The organism is Salinivibrio sp. ML198 (assembly GCF_001996015.1).
GTDB classification, from domain to species: domain Bacteria; phylum Pseudomonadota; class Gammaproteobacteria; order Enterobacterales; family Vibrionaceae; genus Salinivibrio; species Salinivibrio siamensis.
In genome coordinates this window covers 147,063-166,732 of record NZ_MUEZ01000002.1, presented here as the reverse complement: position 1 = coordinate 166,732, position 19,670 = coordinate 147,063, and the positions used below count along the sequence as shown (strand labels likewise).

18 protein-coding genes are annotated in these 19,670 nt (G+C 48.2%); 13 read left to right on the top strand and 5 right to left on the bottom strand.

The genetic code is table 11. From position 1 onward, the window contains the following. Window positions 1-363 precede the first annotated feature (363 nt). The 4 genes from rlmKL (at window position 364) to rmf (ending at window position 5,002) form a co-directional block, all read left to right on the top strand. Complete coding sequence (rlmKL, locus tag BZG25_RS02180) at window positions 364-2,493, top strand: bifunctional 23S rRNA (guanine(2069)-N(7))-methyltransferase RlmK/23S rRNA (guanine(2445)-N(2))-methyltransferase RlmL (RefSeq protein WP_077577807.1); 2,130 nt, start codon at window positions 364-366, stop codon at window positions 2,491-2,493. Continuing rightward, window positions 2,490-2,744 carry a glutaredoxin family protein gene (locus BZG25_RS02175; protein ID WP_077577808.1) on the top strand — a complete coding sequence of 85 codons (255 nt, stop codon included), beginning with the start codon at window positions 2,490-2,492 and terminating at the stop codon, window positions 2,742-2,744. The genes rlmKL and BZG25_RS02175 overlap by 4 nt, the downstream gene beginning before the upstream one ends. Continuing rightward, window positions 2,731-4,641 (top strand): ABC transporter ATP-binding protein, encoded by a 1,911-nt coding sequence (locus BZG25_RS02170; RefSeq protein ID WP_077577809.1) that lies wholly within the window; start codon window positions 2,731-2,733, stop codon window positions 4,639-4,641. Before BZG25_RS02175 ends, BZG25_RS02170 begins: the two co-directional genes overlap by 14 nt. A 190-nt stretch (window positions 4,642-4,831) precedes the next feature. Continuing rightward, on the top strand, window positions 4,832-5,002 hold the full coding sequence (gene rmf / locus BZG25_RS02165) for a ribosome modulation factor (RefSeq protein ID WP_077458712.1): 171 nt from the start codon (window positions 4,832-4,834) through the stop codon (window positions 5,000-5,002). 232 nt (window positions 5,003-5,234) lie between these two features. Here the strand turns inward: rmf and fabA are convergent, their stop codons facing one another. Together fabA and BZG25_RS02155 are read right to left on the bottom strand one after the other, a co-directional pair. Beyond that, window positions 5,235-5,750 carry a bifunctional 3-hydroxydecanoyl-ACP dehydratase/trans-2-decenoyl-ACP isomerase gene (gene fabA, locus BZG25_RS02160; protein WP_046073221.1) on the bottom strand — a complete coding sequence of 172 codons (516 nt, stop codon included), beginning with the start codon at window positions 5,748-5,750 and terminating at the stop codon, window positions 5,235-5,237. Window positions 5,751-5,818: 68 nt separating this feature from the next. After that, the gene (locus tag BZG25_RS02155; protein WP_077577810.1) at window positions 5,819-7,474 is read right to left on the bottom strand and encodes a Lon protease family protein; all 1,656 of its coding nucleotides are present in this window, start codon (window positions 7,472-7,474) and stop codon (window positions 5,819-5,821) included. 183 nt (window positions 7,475-7,657) lie between these two features. Here BZG25_RS02155 and matP point away from each other — a divergent pair, with 183 nt between their 5' ends. Both matP and BZG25_RS02145 read left to right on the top strand, forming a co-directional pair. Further along, complete coding sequence (gene matP, locus BZG25_RS02150) at window positions 7,658-8,107, top strand: macrodomain Ter protein MatP (protein ID WP_046073223.1); 450 nt, start codon at window positions 7,658-7,660, stop codon at window positions 8,105-8,107. A gap of 31 nt (window positions 8,108-8,138) precedes the next feature. Next, complete coding sequence (locus tag BZG25_RS02145; protein WP_046073224.1) at window positions 8,139-8,429, top strand: DUF3634 family protein; 291 nt, start codon at window positions 8,139-8,141, stop codon at window positions 8,427-8,429. A gap of 269 nt (window positions 8,430-8,698) precedes the next feature. Here the strand turns inward: BZG25_RS02145 and BZG25_RS02140 are convergent, their stop codons facing one another. Together BZG25_RS02140 and BZG25_RS02135 are read right to left on the bottom strand one after the other, a co-directional pair. Next, window positions 8,699-10,819: an ATP-binding protein gene (locus BZG25_RS02140; RefSeq protein WP_077638477.1), complete on the bottom strand. Its 2,121-nt coding sequence runs from the start codon at window positions 10,817-10,819 to the stop codon at window positions 8,699-8,701. A gap of 2 nt (window positions 10,820-10,821) precedes the next feature. Beyond that, a complete protein-coding gene (locus BZG25_RS02135; RefSeq protein ID WP_077638476.1) occupies window positions 10,822-12,012 on the bottom strand; it encodes an FIST signal transduction protein in 1,191 nt (396 codons plus the stop codon). Window positions 12,013-12,154: 142 nt separating this feature from the next. On the opposite strand from BZG25_RS02135, the gene BZG25_RS02130 reads away from it, so the two are divergent. Next, on the top strand, window positions 12,155-12,718 hold the full coding sequence (locus BZG25_RS02130) for a hypothetical protein (protein WP_077638475.1): 564 nt from the start codon (window positions 12,155-12,157) through the stop codon (window positions 12,716-12,718). An 87-nt stretch (window positions 12,719-12,805) separates the two neighbouring features. On the opposite strand, the gene BZG25_RS02125 is transcribed toward BZG25_RS02130, so the two are convergent. After that, entirely contained in the window at window positions 12,806-13,225 is a 420-nt protein-coding gene (locus tag BZG25_RS02125) for a hypothetical protein (protein WP_077638474.1), read from the bottom strand. A gap of 277 nt (window positions 13,226-13,502) precedes the next feature. On the opposite strand from BZG25_RS02125, the gene ccoN reads away from it, so the two are divergent. From ccoN to BZG25_RS02095, 6 genes are all read left to right on the top strand, one after another. After that, entirely contained in the window at window positions 13,503-14,930 is a 1,428-nt protein-coding gene (ccoN, locus tag BZG25_RS02120; protein WP_046073229.1) for a cytochrome-c oxidase, cbb3-type subunit I, read from the top strand. A 13-nt stretch (window positions 14,931-14,943) separates the two neighbouring features. After that, window positions 14,944-15,555, top strand: coding sequence for a cytochrome-c oxidase, cbb3-type subunit II (ccoO, locus tag BZG25_RS02115; protein ID WP_046073230.1), 612 nt, complete (start codon window positions 14,944-14,946; stop codon window positions 15,553-15,555). Window positions 15,556-15,567: 12 nt separating this feature from the next. Next, window positions 15,568-15,750, top strand: a complete 183-nt coding sequence (locus tag BZG25_RS02110) for a CcoQ/FixQ family Cbb3-type cytochrome c oxidase assembly chaperone (protein ID WP_046073231.1) — start codon at window positions 15,568-15,570, stop codon at window positions 15,748-15,750. Beyond that, window positions 15,750-16,730: a cytochrome-c oxidase, cbb3-type subunit III gene (gene ccoP, locus BZG25_RS02105; RefSeq protein ID WP_046073232.1), complete on the top strand. Its 981-nt coding sequence runs from the start codon at window positions 15,750-15,752 to the stop codon at window positions 16,728-16,730. The genes BZG25_RS02110 and ccoP overlap by 1 nt, the downstream gene beginning before the upstream one ends. Window positions 16,731-16,802: 72 nt before the next feature. Next, window positions 16,803-17,288, top strand: coding sequence for a FixH family protein (locus tag BZG25_RS02100; RefSeq protein WP_077638473.1), 486 nt, complete (start codon window positions 16,803-16,805; stop codon window positions 17,286-17,288). Window positions 17,289-17,290: 2 nt separating this feature from the next. Continuing rightward, window positions 17,291-19,669 carry a heavy metal translocating P-type ATPase gene (locus tag BZG25_RS02095; protein WP_077638472.1) on the top strand — a complete coding sequence of 793 codons (2,379 nt, stop codon included), beginning with the start codon at window positions 17,291-17,293 and terminating at the stop codon, window positions 19,667-19,669. Window position 19,670: the final 1 nt, after the last annotated feature.

Genomic DNA, 19,670 nt, shown 5'->3' with positions numbered 1-19,670 from the left:
CAATTTGCGATTCGTTCCCAAAGGGAAAGGTAAGCCATTTTCGTTTTAATAGTATCAGACATAATGTGCGTAATAGTCACAGTGAATGCTTACACGCGTTCAGCTCAAAACGGATTTGGCGAGGTGAGATGAGTGACAAAGCAAGGTGGTTTCCTGAGGGAAACAGGTATGCGCATCTAGTTGGGATGATTGATTCTCATTGGAAACAAAGGCATCTAGATATCTGTTTCTTAGTGGAAACAACAATCCGGCGATTTATTCATCACTCAATGAGATTGTCGCCGCTTGGGTCAACGATAGGCGTAAGATTGATGTATAATCGCCGCCATGATGACAACGACGCCCAAAGGGTGTAGAGACTGAATGAAACACTATCTCGCAATAACCGCTCGAGGTCTCGAGCACATGCTAGCTCAAGAGCTTGAACAACTTGGCGTATCTAGCCTCAAACAAGTCCATGCAGGGGTTAAATTTAAAGCCGACGATTCAACACTGTATCAATGCTGTTTATGGAGTCGGATTGCGTCACGGTTCGTCTTGGTGCTGGGCGAGTTTGCGGTGCGCGATGATATGGATCTCTACCTCGGTGCAACGGCCATTAACTGGCCAGATTATTTTCACGCCAGTCAGCGGATTGCGGTGGACTTTAATGGTACCAATCGCGAGATACGTAACAGCCAGTACGGGGCGTTGAAAGTCAAAGATGCGATTGTAGACAAATTTGAAAAGTCGAATTTGCCCCGTCCAAGCGTCGACCGCGAGCAGCCTGATTTACGTATCCATATGCGGTTATCGAAAGATCAAGGCCTGCTTGGGATTGATATGGTGGGGAGCGGCCTACATCAGCGTGGCTATCGCACCCAGGCTGGCGCGGCACCATTACGAGAAACCCATGCCGCGGCTTTGGTGGCAAGGAGTGGCTGGAAGCCCGATCAGCCTTTGATGGACATCATGTGTGGCTCGGGCACCTTGCTGATAGAAGCGGCGATGATGGCAGCGAAAATTGCGCCTGGATTAAAGCGCAAGCGTTGGGGCTTTGAATCATTGTTGGGCTTTGATGATGAAGCCTTTAAAGCGATCAAAGCTGAAGCGAGTGTCAAGGCGAAACGAGGTGTAAGTCAGTGCCAGACACGTTTTTATGGCACTGATAACGATGCCCGTATCATTGAGACAGCACGTGCGAATGCACGACGTGCTGGCGTTGGTGAATTGATTGACTTTGAAACGGGTGATGCCACGCAAGTGACGCCGCCTGAGGGATTCTCAGGGGGACATATTCTTTCTAATCCGCCGTATGGGGAGCGCTTGGGAACCACGCCTGGCTTGATAGCCCTCTACACGCAGCTCGGTGATCACCTTAAAGAGGCATTTGCGGGGAACACGGTTTCTTTGTATTCAGGTTCGGAAGAGTTGCTTAGTTGCTTGCGGATGCGTGCGGATGACAAATTTAATCTACGCAATGGTGCGTTAGATTGTGTGATGAAAACCTATGCGGTCACCGCGCGTGGTGAAAAATCGGAGAGTGAGGCGGCAAAGGCGGACGTCGCCCCAGATTTTGCTAATCGCTTGCGCAAGAACATGACCAAACTGGATAAATGGGCAAAGAAACAAGGGCTAGAGTGTTATCGACTCTATGATGCTGACTTACCGGACTATAAAGCCGCGATTGATCGGTATCGCGACTTTTTGGTCATCCAAGAATATGCGGCACCGAAAACCATTGAGCCAGAAAAAGCACGTCGTCGCTTGCTGGATATGGTGCGCGCAGCCATCGCGGTGACCGGTGTGGATGCCAATAAAGTGGTGCTAAAAACGCGCGAAAAGCAAAAGGGCAATAATCAATATCAAAAACTCGCCGGCGCATCTAGAACGATGACGGTCGATGAATATGGCGTGGCGCTTGAAGTTAATCTCTATGATTACCTGGATACAGGATTATTTCTCGACCATCGCTATACCCGTCGTCTAATTGGTGAGAAAGCACAAGGGAAAGATTTCCTTAACCTCTTTGCCTACACGGGCAGCGCGTCCGTTCATGCTGCGGTAGGTGGTGCACGGTCTACAACGACTGTCGACATGTCAAAAACCTATATAGCGTGGGCTGAACGCAATATGGCGCTCAATGGCATTGTCGGACGTCAGCACCGTTTTGAGCAGGCAGACTGTCTACAATGGATTCGCCAGTCTAACCAGCAATTTGATTTGATCTTTATCGATCCGCCGACATTCTCCAACTCGAAAAGAATGCAGAGCACTTTCGATGTTCAACGTGATCACCTTGATGTGCTTTTAGCACTGAAGGACCGTTTGCGTCCCGATGGGGAAATTATTTTTTCCAACAACAAACGGCACTTTAAGATGGATAGTGAGGGGTTAGCCGCGGCCGGCTTACGTGCGGAGAATATTAGCAAGCGTTCGATTCCTGAAGATTTTGCCCGCAACCCACATATCCATAATTGTTGGATAATCCGTCATCAGGCAGTATCAGCATGACACTCGTATTGTTTAGCACGGAAGGGTGCCACCTTTGTGAACAAGCGTGGGCACTCTATCAATCTCTCGGTTATCAAACGCCACTCAACAGTCAAGACATTGCCTTTGACGATGCGCTCTTTGAGTGTTACGGCGTCACAATTCCTGTGATTGCAATCCGCGATCAGTCTGGAAAGGTGAGGGCTGAATTAGGATGGCCGTTTGATCACACACAATTACAAGCTTGGTTAACGCAACATGGCATTGATTAAAATAACCTCCGCCCAGTTGGCGTATGGCGACAACCCATTACTGGACAAAACAGACTTTATTCTTCAGCCAGGTGAGCGCGTGTGTCTTGTTGGACGCAATGGTGCGGGCAAGTCGACGCTGATGAAAGTCCTTGATGGTCAGGTACAGCTCGATGATGGCAGTATTCAAAGCCAATCTGAACTTAAAGTCTCTCGGCTTGAGCAAGATCCACCACGAGATAGTCAAGGAACTGTGTTTGACTATGTGGCCGAAGGTCTCGCTGAGGCAGGGGACAAGCTAAAGCAGTATCACCAACTGATCGCGAAGATCGAAGCAGATCCTAGCGATCGCAACATAGCCGAGTTGGCCAAAGTGCAAGAAGCACTGGACCATGCTGACGCTTGGCGCTTTGACAATCAAATAATGGTGGTATTAGGGGCATTAGGACTGGAAGGTAACACCGCGCTTAAAGCCCTATCGGGTGGCTGGCAACGCAAAGCCGCCTTAGCGCGCGCACTTGTCTGCGAGCCGGATGTGTTGCTTCTTGATGAGCCAACTAACCATCTGGATGTTTCGACGATTCTGTGGTTGGAGCAGTTCTTGAAAGACTTTAAAGGCGCGATCGTCTTTATCTCGCATGACCGTTCGTTTATCGGGGCAATGGCCACGCGTATCGTGGATCTTGACCGCGGCAAGTTGACCTCATGGCCAGGTGATTATCAAACCTATCTGGACGGTAAAGAAGAAGCTCTGCGTGTAGAAGCCGAGCAAAATGCCGAGTTTGATAAAAAACTTGCCCAAGAAGAGGCTTGGATTCGTCAAGGTATCAAAGCGCGTCGCACCCGCAATGAAGGACGTGTACGCGCATTGAAAGCGCTACGGCAAGAGCGTGCGAGTCGTGTTGAGTTACAGGGTAACGCAAATCTGCAGCTCGATGACGCCAACCGCTCGGGGAAAATTGTGTTTGAAGCCGAAAACGTTGCCTTTACCTATCAAGATCAGCCACTGATTAAGCCATTTAGCTTTACGGTGATGCGCGGCGATCGCATTGCACTAATTGGCCCCAACGGATGCGGTAAGAGTACACTGTTGAAGCTTATGCTTGAAAAACTCACCCCAGACAGCGGGCACTTGCACGTGGGGACCAAGCTCGACGTGGCCTATTTTGACCAATATCGTGAGAAATTGGACCCAGAAAAAACGGTGATCGACAACCTGGCAGGGGGCAAAACAGAAGTTGAAGTAGGTGGCCGAAAACGTCATGTCATGGGTTATCTACAAGACTTCTTGTTTCATCCACGCCGTGCGCAAACCCCGGTGAAAGCGCTATCAGGAGGAGAGAAAAACCGCCTATTGCTGGCCAAGCTTTTCCTCAAGCCTGCCAACTTACTGGTACTTGACGAGCCGACCAACGATCTTGATATCGAAACGCTCGAGTTGCTGGAAGACTTACTTTCACAGTTCCAAGGAACCCTGTTATTGGTCAGCCACGACCGTCAGTTTGTCGACAACACAGTGACGCACAGCTGGATATTTGAAGGCGACGGCACCATTAATAAATTTGTTGGGGGGTATCACGATGCCCAACAACAGCGTGAGCAGTATCTCAAAGCCATCACACCCAATAGCCGTAACCATTCAATGAGTGGTGAGGGTGATACGGAACAAAAGACGGCAAAACCTAAGAGTAAGCCACGCAAGCTATCTTATAAACTGCAACGTGAGCTAGAAGCCCTGCCGGCGCGGCTTGAAGCGTTAGAAGAAGAGATTGAAGCGTTACAATCAGAAATGAACGATCCTGATTTTTTCTCGAAAAGTCAGGACATTACTCAACCTAAACTGACCCGATTAGCTGAGGCTGAACAAGCTTTAGAGCAAGCCTTTGAACGCTGGGAAGAATTAGAGGCTATGCAATAATTGTGTTAGTGACGTTGTCACATATAGAGGGATATGACTCACATTTTGTTTAGTCGTTGCTCGATAGTGCTTGCTTAAAAAATAATCATGATCGAAGCTGTAGAGGATGCTTCATAAAAACGTCATAGACGGAAGTATCCTTGCAAATGGCAAGCAGCATTGAACAAAATGGAATAAAGAGGGCGACCCTATGAAAAGACAGAAGCGAGATCGTTTGGAACGCGCACAGTCAAAGGGCTTTCAAGCTGGGATAAACGGTCGATCGTCTGAACTATGTCCTTACCAACAAACGGATGCGAGAAGTAGCTGGCTTGGCGGATGGCGCGAAGGCAGAACCAGTAAATCGGAAATGATGAAGTAACCTCTTTTTATATTTCACGGCCTTATCGTTTTGGTAAGGCCTTTTTAAATACATCTTAATGCACTATAACTTTATATATTTGCCACTAAATAGACATAAATACAGCAATCAATTTATCCAATCACTAAAAATTTCCTTCTTAGTTGTCCAAAAGCGGAGAAGTACTTGATAAGTAGGAAGGGAGGGGTAATAGAAGCCGGCGATGGTCATCTCACCGGCTCGACAGAGAGGATTAGAACGCGGATGTGTCTTGGAAAAGACCCACTTTCAGATCTTTAGCGACGTAAATCTCTTTATCATCAACGTAGACGCGGCCATCACCGACACCCATAACGAGTTTACGGTTAATCACGCGTTTCATGTGAATTTCATAACGAACACGCTTAGCCGTTGGCAATACTTGTCCGGTAAACTTCACTTCACCAACACCCAGGGCACGGCCTTTGCCTTCGCCGCCAACCCAGCCGAGGAAAAAGCCAACTAGCTGCCACATAGCATCTAAGCCAAGGCAACCTGGCATCACTGGATCACCTGGGAAATGGCAGTCGAAAAACCATAAATCTGGGTTGATATCCAACTCAGCGACAATCACGCCTTTATCAAAGTCACCACCTTGATCGGTAATGTTGGTGATACGGTCCATCATCAGCATGTTTGGTGCCGGAAGCTGTGGGCGTCCCGGGCCAAAGAGCTCACCTTGGCTAGATGCGAGTAAATCGTCGCGGTTATAGGAATTTTGGCGTTTCATTATATCTAAACTGCTCCTTATTCAATTGCGAGCAGGTTAGCGTACACGTGTACGCCAAACAACTCGGATCAGTACTGGCCAAACCAGTTTTTTAAGCGTTTAAACAAACTGTTGCAGCTTTGTTTTTCATCAGTATGAAAATGATTTATTCGATTAGATATTTTTCTTAGCAATGTCTCCTCATCGTCTCCGGAGAATGGGAGACCTGTCACAAGCGGCAAGGCTTGTTCGACATCATCCACCGCCCAAATATGAAATTGACCGGCTTTAATCGCTTCAACAACGTCGTTCCGTAGACACAAGGATGAGAGGTTCGTTTTAGGTAACACGACACCTTGTTGACCCGTTAATCCTCGATGCGCGCAAACTTGATAATAACCTTCAATTTTTTCATTAATCCCGCCTACCGCTTGTACGCGACCAAATTGGTCAACTGCACCAGTGATGGCAATGGCTTGATTAATCGGTTGTTGAGATAGCGCGCTCACAAAGGCACACAACTCGGCCAAGGATGCACTGTCACCATCCACTTCACTATACGATTGTTCGAATACAATAGAAGCCGAATAGGGTAAAGGGTCATCAAGATTTAGCGCCACGCTCACAAAGGCTTGCATAATCATCATGCCTTTGGCGTGAATGTTACCTGCAAGCTCGGCTTTGCGCTCCACATCAGCAATATCGCCATCACCGGAGTGAACAACACAAGAAATTCTCGCTGGCTCACCGTAACTCATCGGATGGCCAGGCACTTCGATCACAGTTAAACCGTTGATTTGGCCGATATGCTCGCCACGGGTATCAATAAAAACCTGTCCTTTGTGGATATCTTCAATCGCACGCTCGGGGAGATAGGCAGCACGTTGGTAACGCTGAGAGATAGCGGCATCAATGGCGGCTTTGTCGAGCGCATCCGACGCCGTTATGACAGACTCAGCCAGTAGTTGCTGATACCAAACTGGACACAAGGGCATCCGCCATTGATCTTCGCTTTCTCGTGCCCCTGCTTGTAATAAACGCACTAAGCCTGATTCTGTCATGGGTAAATGCGTTTGAGCGGTGGCCAAGCCTTTAAGCCAAGCAAAGTAGGGCACAATGGTGGCCGAGTCGAGCGCAATGTCTTGCTCATATTCGGCATAAGCTGACAGACCTTCGTAGAGATCAGGCTCATTGGTTTCAAAGTCGGCCAGCCACTGTCTGTCGCCGACTAACACCAAACGTACGTTCAGTGCCTCATCGGGCAAATCCGTTACTTGATCGGCACGGGCGGTTTGCCAGGCGAGTTTGCCTGATGATAAAAACTGCTTGAGGCGCACCCAGACGCGTGGCTGCTGCAGTACATCCGCCACTTTTAAAATCAATACGCCATCGTGAGCTTGATGCAGTAAACCGTACTTCCTTTGTGACGCTGTCACATTTTTATTCGCATCATAAGCAAAGCCAAACAGTGTTGATTCGGTAAATGCGTCACCGATCACAACCGGCATCTCTGGGTACTGTGCAACTAATTCTGCTTGATAGGCATTAAGATATTGAGGCAAGTCAGCTGACATCACGGTAAGACAAGCCGTTGGACACGAAGGTGACATTAACCAAGTCAGTGCCTTTTTTAAGCGCGATTGCAGTGATAACAGTGAGGCCGCCTCTAAATGCGCGAATTGTGCAATGTCGAGAGAAAACTGAGAATAATGTGGTTTGGCATCACGCCAATCAACTTCATGCATGTCTATGATTACTGACTAAGATTAGAATGGACAGAGTATAAAGGATAACACACTGTGGTAATAGGATAGTGCGGCCATTGGATCGTCCACTGGCGTACGCGGTATCTTTGAGGTGTGCGATAATTGAACAGACAGCGAGTTAGTGTTACGCTGTCACCACTTGGCGTGACTGAAGCTTGGCATATGAAATATCAACAACTCGAGAACCTTGAGGCAGGCTGGAAATGGGCCTACCTAGTGAAAAAGTGGAAAGACGGTGACGCTGTCACAAAATACATTGATAGTGATGAGGCTCAGACGGCCGTTGACGCCTTGTTAGCGCTGGAGCATGAACCAACGCGTGTACATCAATGGATTGAAAAGCACATGTCACCTTCATTGGAGAAGAAACTAAAACAAGCGATTCGTGCCAAGCGCAAGCGTCACTTTAACGCCGAGCAAGAGCAAACGCGGAAAAAATCTATCGATTTGGATTATCGTGTGTGGGAGAAGCTCTCGCAAAAAGCACACGAGCTTGACGCGACCTTGTCAGATACCATTGAATATTTACTTTCTGAGGCTAATCGCTCAGAGAGTGCTAATAAGCAGGTAGACACCTTAAAGCAAGATCTGAGTAACTTGCTGGGTATGTAGAACCGTTTGACCGATAAGCGAGCATCGCAGTATGGGCTATTTTTTACTTATCTCTTTTGCCATCTTTCTCGCATTTATGTTGATTGACCGGCCACTGATCGTGATTGCGTTTAAAGATGGCCAGCTAGTGCGTCACAAAGGGAAAGTGCCGAAAGGTTTCTTACATGACTGCCAAGACATTGCGAAGCGTCATCCGTTCACGGGCACAGTGAAAGTGTATAGCAACCGCTTTAAACCCGCGAAGGTGGTGATGTCGCGCAGCATTGATAACCGCATTCAGCAACGCATCAAAAACGTATTCCCACATCAGTCATTCAAATAGCATCAGATTACAAGCCATGCTGGACAAGGAGCGATATGATAAGCGAGAAAAGCGATATCGCTCCTATATTGACTCGTACCCATCAGTGCGCATTATATAGATTATGTTAAATTAAGGCTTGAGGTCTGACGTTGGATACTGCTTCTGCTCGCCCAGCACTCTTCCTTTTTTTGTCATTAAACGTAATTAGCTATTTACCATAAAATAGCTAATTACTACTTCCTTGAATCGTCATTATCCAAGAGTTACTTGGCCTAAGTCGATTCAAATCAGCGGTAATTAGTGGAAAGATCTAATGACTGATGAGCATGCAGTACGGCGTTAAGGCTTGCCGCCCTAATGGGCTTGGTAACAAAGTCATCCATGCCGGCACGGACACAGCGCTGTTTATCCTCATCCATTGCATTGGCGGTCAGCGCAATGATCGGTCGTTTAAACCCTGAAGCACGCAGCGCTTTGGTGGCAGCGATGCCGTCCATGACAGGCATCGACATATCCATCAGCACAAGATCAAATTCTGTTTGTTTAACCTGTGCCAGTGCTTCTTCACCATTGGATGCTAATACGACGGTATGACCTTGTTTTTCCAGCATTAACCTAACCACCATTTGATTAGCACGGCTATCTTCGGCGACCAATATCGACATAGCCTGCACGGCGTCGGCCGAGACGTTTGGTTGTGCTTGGTGTTTTTGTGCATCTTGAGGTGTTTCGACAATCGGCAAACGAACGCAGAAGTCAGTTCCCTGGTAAGGCTCACTTTCCACGTGAATACTGCCTCCCATCATCTCTACCAGCTTTTTACAAATGGATAATCCAAGGCCAGTACCGCCAAAGCGGCGAGTAATGCTGCCATCCGCTTGAGTAAAAGGCTCAAAGATTCGACCAATCTGTTTTTCGTCGATGCCGATTCCTGAATCTTTCACCCATAACTCGAGTACATCATCATGAGCGTCAAGTGACACTGTCACCCCGCCGCGTTCCGTGAATTTTAAGGCATTGGCCACCAAGTTAAGGAGTATCTGCGTAAAGCGGTTCTCATCCATAAACAAGGTGTTGGGCACAGAAGAAGAGACACTAACAGAGAGGTTAATGCGCTTTTTATCGGCCCGCTCAATCAATTGTTGATAGACATTCGATACGCTATCGCTGGGCTTCATCAATGAGGGAGATAGCGAAAAACGGTTGGACTCAATTTTAGATAGATCGAGAACATCGCTGATCAATGTTAGCAATAGCTGAGCAGATTTATCCATTTGCCCTACCCACTGCTTTTGTTCTTGCGTTAATGAAGAGTGTTGCAATGCATCGATCAACCCTAAAACAGCATTGAGCGGCGTGCGGATTTCGTGGCTCATAACGGCAAGAAACTGCGATTTGGCATTATTGGCTAACTCAGCTTGCTGACGAGCCTGTTGCAATTCGACAACACGACGCTTGGTCGCAGTGATATCTTTAGCCGTCCCTCGATAACCGGCGAGCTCACCGCGCTTATTATAGCAAGGACGGCCTGAGAGGCTTACCCAGTAGTCATGGTGACGAGATTCTATATGCCATTCAATATCGCTAAAGGCTTCTTCTGTGTATATGTACTCTTCTAATTTCGTTTTTAATTCGGCGTCTGATTTGAGCTTTGCCAGCAGGGCTTCAGCATCGATGTCGGTATCAGTATTGGGTGATGACAGGTAAGTCAGTTGAAATTGGTTGTCGAGCTCCCAAAACCAGTCACTCGCTGTTTGGGCAAAGTCTTGAAAGCGTTGCCGGCTAGCATTAAGTTCCTGAGTGCGACTCCCCACTAATGCATGTAGACGGTGACGGTAGTCGATGTCCATAATGGTGCGTTCAATCAAGGGGCGAAATCGGTCGATGACTTGCTGGGCTTCGTTATTAAATGCATCGCGGCGGTGTGACAGCAAAATAAGCATGACTTCGCTGTCATTTACCGTTAATCCGCTAATCAGCGCAGTACCTTGTAAATAACTGGCGTATTGATGCGTTAAGCAATGCATCTCTTTCACCATGCCAGGTTTATAGATAGCAACCGTTTCACCACTTACACAGCGGCGGAACACATCGCCTGTTTGCCAAGTGACTGTTTCCAGTAAGCGTTCAGTCGATACGAGACAGCGAAACGCATCTTCTGTTTCTCGGTTACGGCTTAGCGCCACGGCGCTATCAAAGCTGACATACCGGCGGATCACATCAAGTAAGGAAGCAAAAATATCAGTTTTTGACGTCGCTTCCGTCATGGCTGAGATTGCCGACAAAATCGCGTCGTTTTCTTCCCTTAAACGCTTTTCTCTTGCTTCAACACGACTGAGTTCAAATAAGGTTTCTTGTAAAGATTCAGAGTCTGAACGTTCAGAGGCCGATACGCGTTTCGACGTCATGATTAATCCTTATGAAATAACACAGCCGAGATCATTAAATTACCATGGGACAGTTCCCCACCTTTAAACAAGCCTTGTTCACCAAAGGTAAACGGGCAGACAAACGGCGCAGTGTATAAGGCCGTGTTGATATTGTCGGCGACTTGGTCAAGGCGATCTTTGACATGAAGCATACACCCCGCACAATAAATCGCCAGCCCACCGAGAGGTTGAGGCGTTCGCAGCGCATGATCGTTTGCCGATTCCACGACTCGACTTGCACGGGCAATCAACCCTTCACTGGTGCCTGTCATAAAGTGCGCGGTTTGCCCTACGGCTATTTGCGAGAAGAGTTCCATGTGCCCTTCTTGGTTAACAAACATGGGGTGTGACAAAGTGTAATAAGGTAAGCCGTGTATCTTGCCCGTTTGTGTCCCGAGCGGATACAGGGTTGATCGTGCGAACAGCGAGTCGCCTAAATCTAGCGTTTGCCCGGTTTCTTCTTCGTACCAGTCTTTATAAACCGCGGATGCGGGTTTATGGTCCAAACTCACTAAGGTGCGATCACGTACCTCTGTGACGACGGCCTTCTTGGTGGTGGCCGCATAACCAGAGTGGAATGAATAACTCACCCGTGCGGTCGGATAAAAAACACTGATTGCGATGCCAGATTGCGCGGTTTGCTCATTATCGAAAATGGCCCATCGTCCGCCGACGGTGTCGGCCGCAGCGGAGCCACCTATCACTGGGACCGACACGCCCAACTCTTCTCGAATGGCGGCTAACGTCGTTTCCTCATCACCCGGTGTACTGTGTAAAGCGATGAGTTTGGGGAGCTCGCCACAACGGCCGCTCTCTTCTATCGCTTGATTAAGCGCAATGCGCGCTGAATCGCGTATAGGACGATGGGCTTGGTGTGGTACGAGGGATGTGCCGTAACTCCCCTTTTCATCACTGCAAGCCCAGACGGCGGCTGTCGGCCCTTCGATATAACCGGCTTGCGTCATGACACCGCAGCAGGTCGTACACCCTATCAATGGCACGCCAGGGAAAAGCGCAACCATTGCTCGCTGAAGTGCATCAACATCGTATTGTTCCGTGCAGTAGAGCATTAAAAGCTTAGGTGCCTTTAGACGGCCTAATAATGTGCGCGCCAGTGTTTGCGCGGCGTCTACTGCGTCTGGATTTTGTGTGCATGCCGTGGCTATTTTCATCTTAATGTTCGTTATTGTGCTCGCGATTTATCACGATTTTAATGATACCTGCATCAGGCAATCAAATCATTGCGCTAGTCGGCTGAAATAGTGGTTAAAATCACGTATCCTATTTCCCATTTATATCGCTAGAGTGCTCAACATGGATTGTCGACCCGTTGCGTTATTCGGTGGAGCCTGCGCCTTGGGTGCCACTATCGCCTACCAATTGGCCGCGAAAGGCTATACGCCAATTATTATTGATCACAATCAAACGGCAGCGCTCGATATCGTCGCTCATGATCCCAGAGTCAGGTTTAAAGAAGCACCTGTATTCACGCCCGGTACCCTCCAAGCCACGCTTGATCAGTGCACCGCGCAACTCTCCCCTTTTGTCGGTGCTGTTATCGTGTCTGAGCAGGGGCATGCCTATATACAATCACTAGGGGTTGGTGGGCTGGATGCATTTTGTCAGATGGGGGCTCGTTGTGTCGTCATTCATACGAACAGCCATCTGAGCAACGCCCCCCTACTAAATGACAAGCTGGCTACAAATCGCCTGCAACGGATTAACAGTATAAGTTTCTGGTCGGATCACAATATTAACACTGATGTGGAAACATTACCGTCGCGTAAAAAGAGCGAAGTTTTATCTCCATTGGTATGTTTTCTTTTAAGTGATGAGTCAAATGGCATTAATAATCAAGAGTTTAATATGAAGATATGACAAGTGACAAAAAGAAACACTCATAAATAAGCGTTTCCTTTTATAATGACCGCAAAATAGAATAAATAAGATTTAAACCGCAGTTTATCACTCGCTTTTGGGGTAATTAAATTTAAATTGATATCGATCAAAGACAAGGTTAAACCTTATCGGATTGCGAGGTAAATCTTGGGTTTTCCACTGCCAAGTTAGCGTGATCTTCTCCCCATTTCGGTCTAGCTGATCGCTTATTTCGATCTGCTTACTTCCTTCTTCTCCCCAATAAGCCGAATGTGGCTTTTTGTCTGAAACCACTGAAAAAATTAAATTATCTTGTTCTTTACTCCAAGCGAACTCTATGAGCTGCTGAGATTGTGACGTGCCACAAAATCCACGTTCCCCTTCACAGTCTATAATGGTCAATCCAGGTGTATAGACCAGCGTCCTCCAGAAGAAAGCAACCACCAAAAGTGTAAGCATAACGATGATTTGCGCGAGTCGTCCTCGAGTGAGTTTTTCTGCTGCCATGAGTCGCTTTCTCCGTGTTACAGAGGTCAAAGTTTTATAAGAAAGGTAGGTAAGCCGCACTAAGTGTGTGGGTTAGACCCTGTTTTTTAACCAGTATCTACAGTATGATTCTGGTCGAAAATGCCATTTTTACAAAGAAATAGCAACGGAGTGTGCAAAGTGGTTAAAAACCATACGCAACGGGGCGTTTTCTTAAAAATGGTATGTTAACAGGCGAAGCGGAGGCTTCGTCCGTATCAAACGTGAGTGTAGTTAACTAAAAGTGGAAGCATGCAATATGAGCCAAGTTAAGCAGCTTGAACAAGACTACAACTACCGCGTTGTCCGCTTATTTACCCTAACAACGATTTTGTGGGGTATTGTGGGCATGGCTGTAGGTGTACTTATTGCCGCTCAATTAGTGTGGCCTGCACTGAACTTTGATATTCCGTATTTGACGTATAGCCGTCTGCGTCCACTGCATACCAACGCAGTGATTTTCGCTTTCGGTACCAGTGCGTTGTTTGCAACCTCTTATTATGTTGCGCAGCGAACTTGTCAAACACGGTTGTTCGGAGGGAAGTTAGCAGAGTTCACCTTTTGGGGTTGGCAAGCCATCATCCTTTCTGCAGCCATCTCGCTGCCAATGGGATACACCACCTCTAAAGAGTACGCTGAACTAGAGTGGCCAATTGATATCGCCATCGCGGTGGTATGGGTCGCATACGCTATCGTGTTCTTTGGCACGCTTATCAAGCGTAAAACGTCACATATTTATGTGGCCAACTGGTTCTTCGGTGCCTTTATTCTGACCATCGCGGTGTTGCACATCGTCAACAGCATGGCAATCCCTGTTTCACCGATGAAGTCTTACTCCATCTATGCTGGCGCAGTTGATGCGATGGTGCAGTGGTGGTACGGACACAACGCGGTTGGCTTCCTGCTGACAGCAGGCTTTTTGGGTATGATGTACTACTTCGTTCCCAAACAAGCGGGTCGCCCTGTTTACTCGTATCGACTCTCCATCGTCCACTTCTGGGCATTGATTTCGCTCTATATCTGGGCGGGTCCTCACCACCTTCATTACACGGCTCTGCCCGATTGGACACAGTCACTGGGGATGGTGATGTCGTTAATCTTGTTTGCACCTTCGTGGGGCGGGATGATTAACGGTATTATGACGTTGTCAGGTGCGTGGCATAAACTTCGCTATGATCCCATCTTGCGCTTCCTTATCGTGTCTTTGTCATTCTATGGCATGTCTACGTTTGAAGGCCCAATGATGTCGATCAAAACAGTTAACGCCTTGTCGCATTATACCGATTGGACAATCGGTCACGTTCATTCTGGTGCACTCGGTTGGGTCGCAATGGTCTCTATCGGCTCTATCTACCACTTGATTCCTAAACTGTTTGGTCAAGAGCGTATGTACTCAGTGTCTTTGGTGAACGTACACTTCTGGCTTGCCACGATTGGTACCGTGCTTTACATCGTTGCTATGTGGATTTCTGGTGTGATGCAGGGTCTGATGTGGCGCGCCGTCAACACTGACGGTACGTTGACATACAGCTTTGTGGAGTCATTGGAAGCCTCCTATCCGTTCTACTTCGTCCGCTTTATCGGCGGTGCGATTTTCCTATCAGGCATGTTCTTGATGGCTTACAACGCATATAAAACGATTCGTGCGCCTGAAGCTAGCTTGAAGTCGCTTGAGCCTGCGGTGTAAGGAGGACGATTAAATGAGTTCAAATCGCCACGAGATAGTAGAAAAAAACACAGGTTTGCTAGCGATTTTGATCATCGTTGCAATCAGCTTTGGTGCATTGGTGGAGATAACGCCATTGATTTACCAAAAGCAAACCACTGAACCGGTAGATAACCTTCGTCCGTATACAGCGTTAGAAATGGAAGGACGTGACATCTACATCCGTGAAGGATGCAACGTGTGTCACAGTCAAATGGTTCGTCCATTCCGTGCTGAAACCGAGCGTTACGGCCACTATGCCGTCGCAGGGGAAAGTGTTTGGGAGCATCCTTTCTTATGGGGCTCTAAACGTACCGGTCCTGACCTCGCCCGAGTTGGGGATCGTTACTCTGACGAATGGCACCGCGTTCACTTAATTAATCCACGTGACGTAGTACCTGAATCGAACATGCCTGGTTTCCCTTGGTTAGCAGAGAACAAGCTGGATGGGGAAACAACGGCCGCGAAGCTGAAAGTATTCCGTGACCAATTTGGTGTGCCATACACCGATGAGGACATCGAGAATGCCAAGGCGGCGGTTGAAGGTAAAACGGAGATAGAAGCGTTGATTGCTTATCTTCAGTCACTAGGTCACGCAATGAAGTAATAAGGAGGGCCTATGGATATCGGCACCTTTCATAGTATCTGGACAGTTGTCCTATTTGTGAGCTTCATTGGGATCGTTGTTTGGGCTTATAGCAAACGTCGCAAAAAGCACTTTGATGAAGCGGCTAACCTGATTTTCGACGATGAGGAGAACAATCAGGATAAGTCCAATAACAAGACAGGAGATAATCGCTAATGAGTACGTTTTGGAGTATCTTCGTAACAGTCATCGTACTCGGCACGATTGCTGGCTGTGCTGCTCTTATCATTTGGACAACCAAAGATAAAATGGGCGTCGCAGAAGGCGATGACATGGGTCACGAGTATGATGGTATTCGTGAACTCAACAACCCACTGCCTAAGTGGTGGTCGTACATGTTTTGGGCGACCTTGGTGTTTGGTTTGGGGTACCTCATCCTCTATCCGGGGCTGGGTAACTTTGCTGGCGTATTAGGTTGGAAAAGTTCGTACCAAGACGTAAGCAGTGTCGAGGAGTCGCGTGAGTTAATGGCAAAAGCGCAAGAAGCGCAGCATATTAACCAATATGCGATGGAGCTCGAGGCAGCTGACAAGGTGTTTGGTGAAGCATTCCGCAAACTGGCGTACCAAGAAGATGGCAAATCATTGCGTCCGATTACCCAAATCGCGCGTAATGAAGAAGCCTTGAAAGTGGGTCAACGTTTGTTTAGCCAAAACTGCGCGGCCTGCCATGGGTCGGATGCGCGCGGTCAGGCTGGTTTCCCGAACCTTACGGACGATGCGTGGTTGTATGGTGGTGAGCCTGAAACCATTAAAGCCACCCTTCTCCATGGCCGAAAAGGCAACATGCCGGCTTGGTTAGATACCATGGGTGAAGAAGGCGTTAAAGAAGTCGCCGCTTATGCACTGAGCTTGTCAGGTCGTAAAGTCGATCCGCAAATGGCTGCTAAAGGTAAATCTCGCTTTGTTGTATGTGCCGCATGTCACGGCACGGACGGCAAAGGTAACCCTGCCTTTGGTGCGCCGGATTTAACTGACAATATCTGGCTATATGGTGGCTCTCGCCGCGCCGTTGAGCAAACCATTCGTGGTGGCCGTCAAGGCGTGATGCCCGCGTGGGAAGCTCACCTTGGCGAAGAAAAAATCCAGATACTCTCTGCCTATGTATGGCGCTTGAGTAATCCTGAGGTAGAATAAGCACTTAGGTGTGATACAGCCCCTGCTTGCAGGGGCTTCTTAAATGTAAATGCTCAAACCGAGGAGCTTCTGATGGTAACACCCTGGTACAAGCAGTTTTGGCCTTGGTTCCTGATTGCCCTTCCCGCTTCTGTTGTCGTCGCGAGTTTGTTAACTGTGACCGTCTTTTCGATGAATTCTGTGTCTCTGGTGGCAGAGGACTATTACAAGAAAGGCAAGGCGATCAATGTTGATCTATCCAAACTGAAAGTCGCGGCCCAGCTGGGTGTTTCAGCGCAATTGTCGTCAAACAACCAGGCAATCGCGATAGCACTAGATAAGGGCGATCTCGCGTCATTTCCTGCGCTCAATGTGCATATTCAGCACCGTACGCTCGAGCGAAAAGATGTGAACGTCATGGTAAACCCAAACCAAGCGGGGATTTATCATATCGATCTTGCTGAGCCAATATCCGGCCCCTGGTTTATCGAAATCACTTCATTCGATAAGCAATGGAAAGTGCACGGTCGTATCAATTTCCCTGTCTCAACTCCCCTGACGTTAACCGGTAAGCAGTAACCATGACCACGCCTTGTTATCACTGTGGTGATCCTGTACTAACAGGAGACACCTACCAAGTAGTGATTTTCGATAAACCCCGCCTTATGTGTTGCCCTGGCTGCCAAGCCGTGGCAACCACGATCGTAGACAGTGGTTTGAGTTCTTATTATCAGTATCGTACAGAGAACGCCGATAAGGCCGACCTCGTCCCCGAAGAGCTCAAATCACTGACGCTATACGATAATCAAGATGTACAACAAGAGTTTGTCCGTGATGTGGCAGACCAAAAAGAGGTGACGTTGTCACTTGACGGTGTCTCCTGCGCTGCGTGTGCGTGGCTGATTGAAAAGCAGTTACAACGCACAACAGGCGTCACACATATTCAGGTCAACACCACTACTAACCGCGCCCAGGTGCGTTGGGATGAGAGTGAAACTTCCCTGAGTACAATACTCACACGCATTCATCACCTAGGTTATAAAGCGGCACCTTTTGAGGCTGACAGACAAGAGCAACAATACCATCGCAACATGAAGCAGTACTTATACCGATTGGGGATTGCTGGCTTGGCCACCATGCAAGTCATGATGTTAGCCGTGGCGATGTACTTCGAAGTGTTTGGGGATATGGATGAAACCTTTCGGAATTACTTCCGTTGGATAAGTTTAATCTTCGCGACGCCTGTCTTGCTTTACTCTGCGTTGCCCTTTTACACCAATGCTTGGCGGAACCTTAAGGCACGCACACTGGGAATGGATGTCCCCGTTTCTATTGCCCTGTTATTTGCCTACTTTTCAAGCCTGTACGCGACTGTCACTGGAAAGGGCGAAGTCTTTTTTGAATCGGTGGCAATGTTTACCTTCTTCTTATTGCTCGGGCGTTTTCTGGAAATGCGCGCACGCCGCACGGCAGCAGCAGCCAGCGCCAACTTGTTAAAACTGGTTCCCAAAATGGCGCGCCGCCTTAACGGTGAAGCCGTGCCAGCTAACAGTCTTAAAATAGACGATAACATTCGCGTATTGCCCGGTGAGCCCTTCCCTGCCGATGGACAAATATTGTCTGGCACAACCTCTGTCGATGAAGCCATGCTGACAGGCGAGTCACTACCTCAGACTAAGCAAGTGGGTGATGCCGTTTATGCCGGCACCATGAATGTGGAAGGGAATGTCGATATTTGTGTTACGAGTAATCACAAAGAGTCTCTCGTGGCTCATATTGTGCGTTTGCAAGATGAAGCTCAAATGGCAAAACCCAAGGTGGCAGTGTTGGCAGACCATATCGCGCGTTACTTTGTCGCCGCCATCTTAATTATTTCCGCATCGACTTGGCTCTATTGGCATTTTGTTCAACCTGACGATGCCTTTTGGATCATGCTATCAGTGCTTGTTGCGACCTGCCCTTGCGCATTATCACTCGCCACCCCCACGGCCCTGACTTGCTCAACATCGACCTTTGGCCAGCTCGGCATCATGTTACGCCGAGGTCACGTCTTAGAAACCTTAACCAAGGTGAATCGATTGGTGGTTGATAAAACAGGTACACTGACCGAGGGTGAGGTGAAAATTGATTCAGTCCACGTGTTTGCTGCTGACATTAGCGAACAATCGGCCTTGAACATTGCGGCCAGCTTAGAAGGGTTTGCCAATCATCCCATCGCCAACGCGTTCCAATCAAAAGCGACTGAGTCTCTGACAGTCAAAGCGGCGGACAACCATATTGGTCAAGGGGTAAGCGGCGAGATCAATGGCCAGCATTGGCGTATTGGCAAGGCGGCGTTTGCTCTATCCTCGCCTAAAACGCACTATGATTCCTATCCCGTCGTGCTCAGTTGCGAGGGGCAAGCGGTGGCCGCGTTTTCACTGACCGATCCGATTCGTCCCAGTAGCGCACGCTTGATAGCCGCATTTAAACAAGCTGGGATCCAAACCACCATGCTAACCGGTGATCAATCGCGAAATGTTGAACAGGTCGCTAACCAGCTCGGCATTGATTCTGTGATTTCAGGGGTATCTCCTCAAGGAAAATTGGCGTACCTTCAAAGCCTTGATGATGATACCGTGACCCTGATGGTGGGTGATGGCGTCAATGATGCCCCCGTTTTAGCCGGTGCCCACTTGTCGGTTGCGATGGGAGGAGGCACTGATATCGCTAAATCGTCCGCCGATATGGTGTTGCTGAGTGACGATTTGGAAAAACTACTGACCGCCAGGCAGCTTGCCCAGCAAACTCGCCGTATTATCCGCGAAAACTTAATTTGGGCTTTAGGCTACAACATCACCATTCTGCCTTTGGCGGTTATGGGCTATGTCGCCCCTTACATAGCGGTGGTAGGTATGTCAGCAAGCTCAATCATTGTCGTGTCTAACTCGCTGCGCCTACTTAACAAAAAAGAGGATTAGC

Bases quoted from the DNA above. Each gene is read 5' to 3' on its own strand.
- ccoP (WP_046073232.1), top strand. From the start codon at position 15,750: ATGAGTACGTTTTGGAGTATCTTCGTAACAGTCATCGTACTCGGCACG.
- BZG25_RS02130 (WP_077638475.1), top strand. From the start codon at position 12,155: ATGGATTGTCGACCCGTTGCGTTATTCGGTGGAGCCTGCGCCTTGGGT.
- BZG25_RS02175 (WP_077577808.1), top strand. From the start codon at position 2,490: ATGACACTCGTATTGTTTAGCACGGAAGGGTGCCACCTTTGTGAACAA.
- BZG25_RS02170 (WP_077577809.1), top strand. From the start codon at position 2,731: ATGGCATTGATTAAAATAACCTCCGCCCAGTTGGCGTATGGCGACAAC.
- rmf (WP_077458712.1), top strand. From the start codon at position 4,832: ATGAAAAGACAGAAGCGAGATCGTTTGGAACGCGCACAGTCAAAGGGC.
- BZG25_RS02110 (WP_046073231.1), top strand. From the start codon at position 15,568: ATGGATATCGGCACCTTTCATAGTATCTGGACAGTTGTCCTATTTGTG.
- BZG25_RS02125 (WP_077638474.1), bottom strand. From the start codon at position 13,225: ATGGCAGCAGAAAAACTCACTCGAGGACGACTCGCGCAAATCATCGTT.
- BZG25_RS02135 (WP_077638476.1), bottom strand. From the start codon at position 12,012: ATGAAAATAGCCACGGCATGCACACAAAATCCAGACGCAGTAGACGCC.
- ccoO (WP_046073230.1), top strand. From the start codon at position 14,944: ATGAGTTCAAATCGCCACGAGATAGTAGAAAAAAACACAGGTTTGCTA.
- BZG25_RS02095 (WP_077638472.1), top strand. From the start codon at position 17,291: ATGACCACGCCTTGTTATCACTGTGGTGATCCTGTACTAACAGGAGAC.
- rlmKL (WP_077577807.1), top strand. From the start codon at position 364: ATGAAACACTATCTCGCAATAACCGCTCGAGGTCTCGAGCACATGCTA.
- BZG25_RS02145 (WP_046073224.1), top strand. From the start codon at position 8,139: ATGGGCTATTTTTTACTTATCTCTTTTGCCATCTTTCTCGCATTTATG.
- ccoN (WP_046073229.1), top strand. From the start codon at position 13,503: ATGAGCCAAGTTAAGCAGCTTGAACAAGACTACAACTACCGCGTTGTC.
- BZG25_RS02140 (WP_077638477.1), bottom strand. From the start codon at position 10,819: ATGACGTCGAAACGCGTATCGGCCTCTGAACGTTCAGACTCTGAATCT.
- BZG25_RS02100 (WP_077638473.1), top strand. From the start codon at position 16,803: ATGGTAACACCCTGGTACAAGCAGTTTTGGCCTTGGTTCCTGATTGCC.
- matP (WP_046073223.1), top strand. From the start codon at position 7,658: ATGAAATATCAACAACTCGAGAACCTTGAGGCAGGCTGGAAATGGGCC.
- BZG25_RS02155 (WP_077577810.1), bottom strand. From the start codon at position 7,474: ATGCATGAAGTTGATTGGCGTGATGCCAAACCACATTATTCTCAGTTT.
- fabA (WP_046073221.1), bottom strand. From the start codon at position 5,750: ATGAAACGCCAAAATTCCTATAACCGCGACGATTTACTCGCATCTAGC.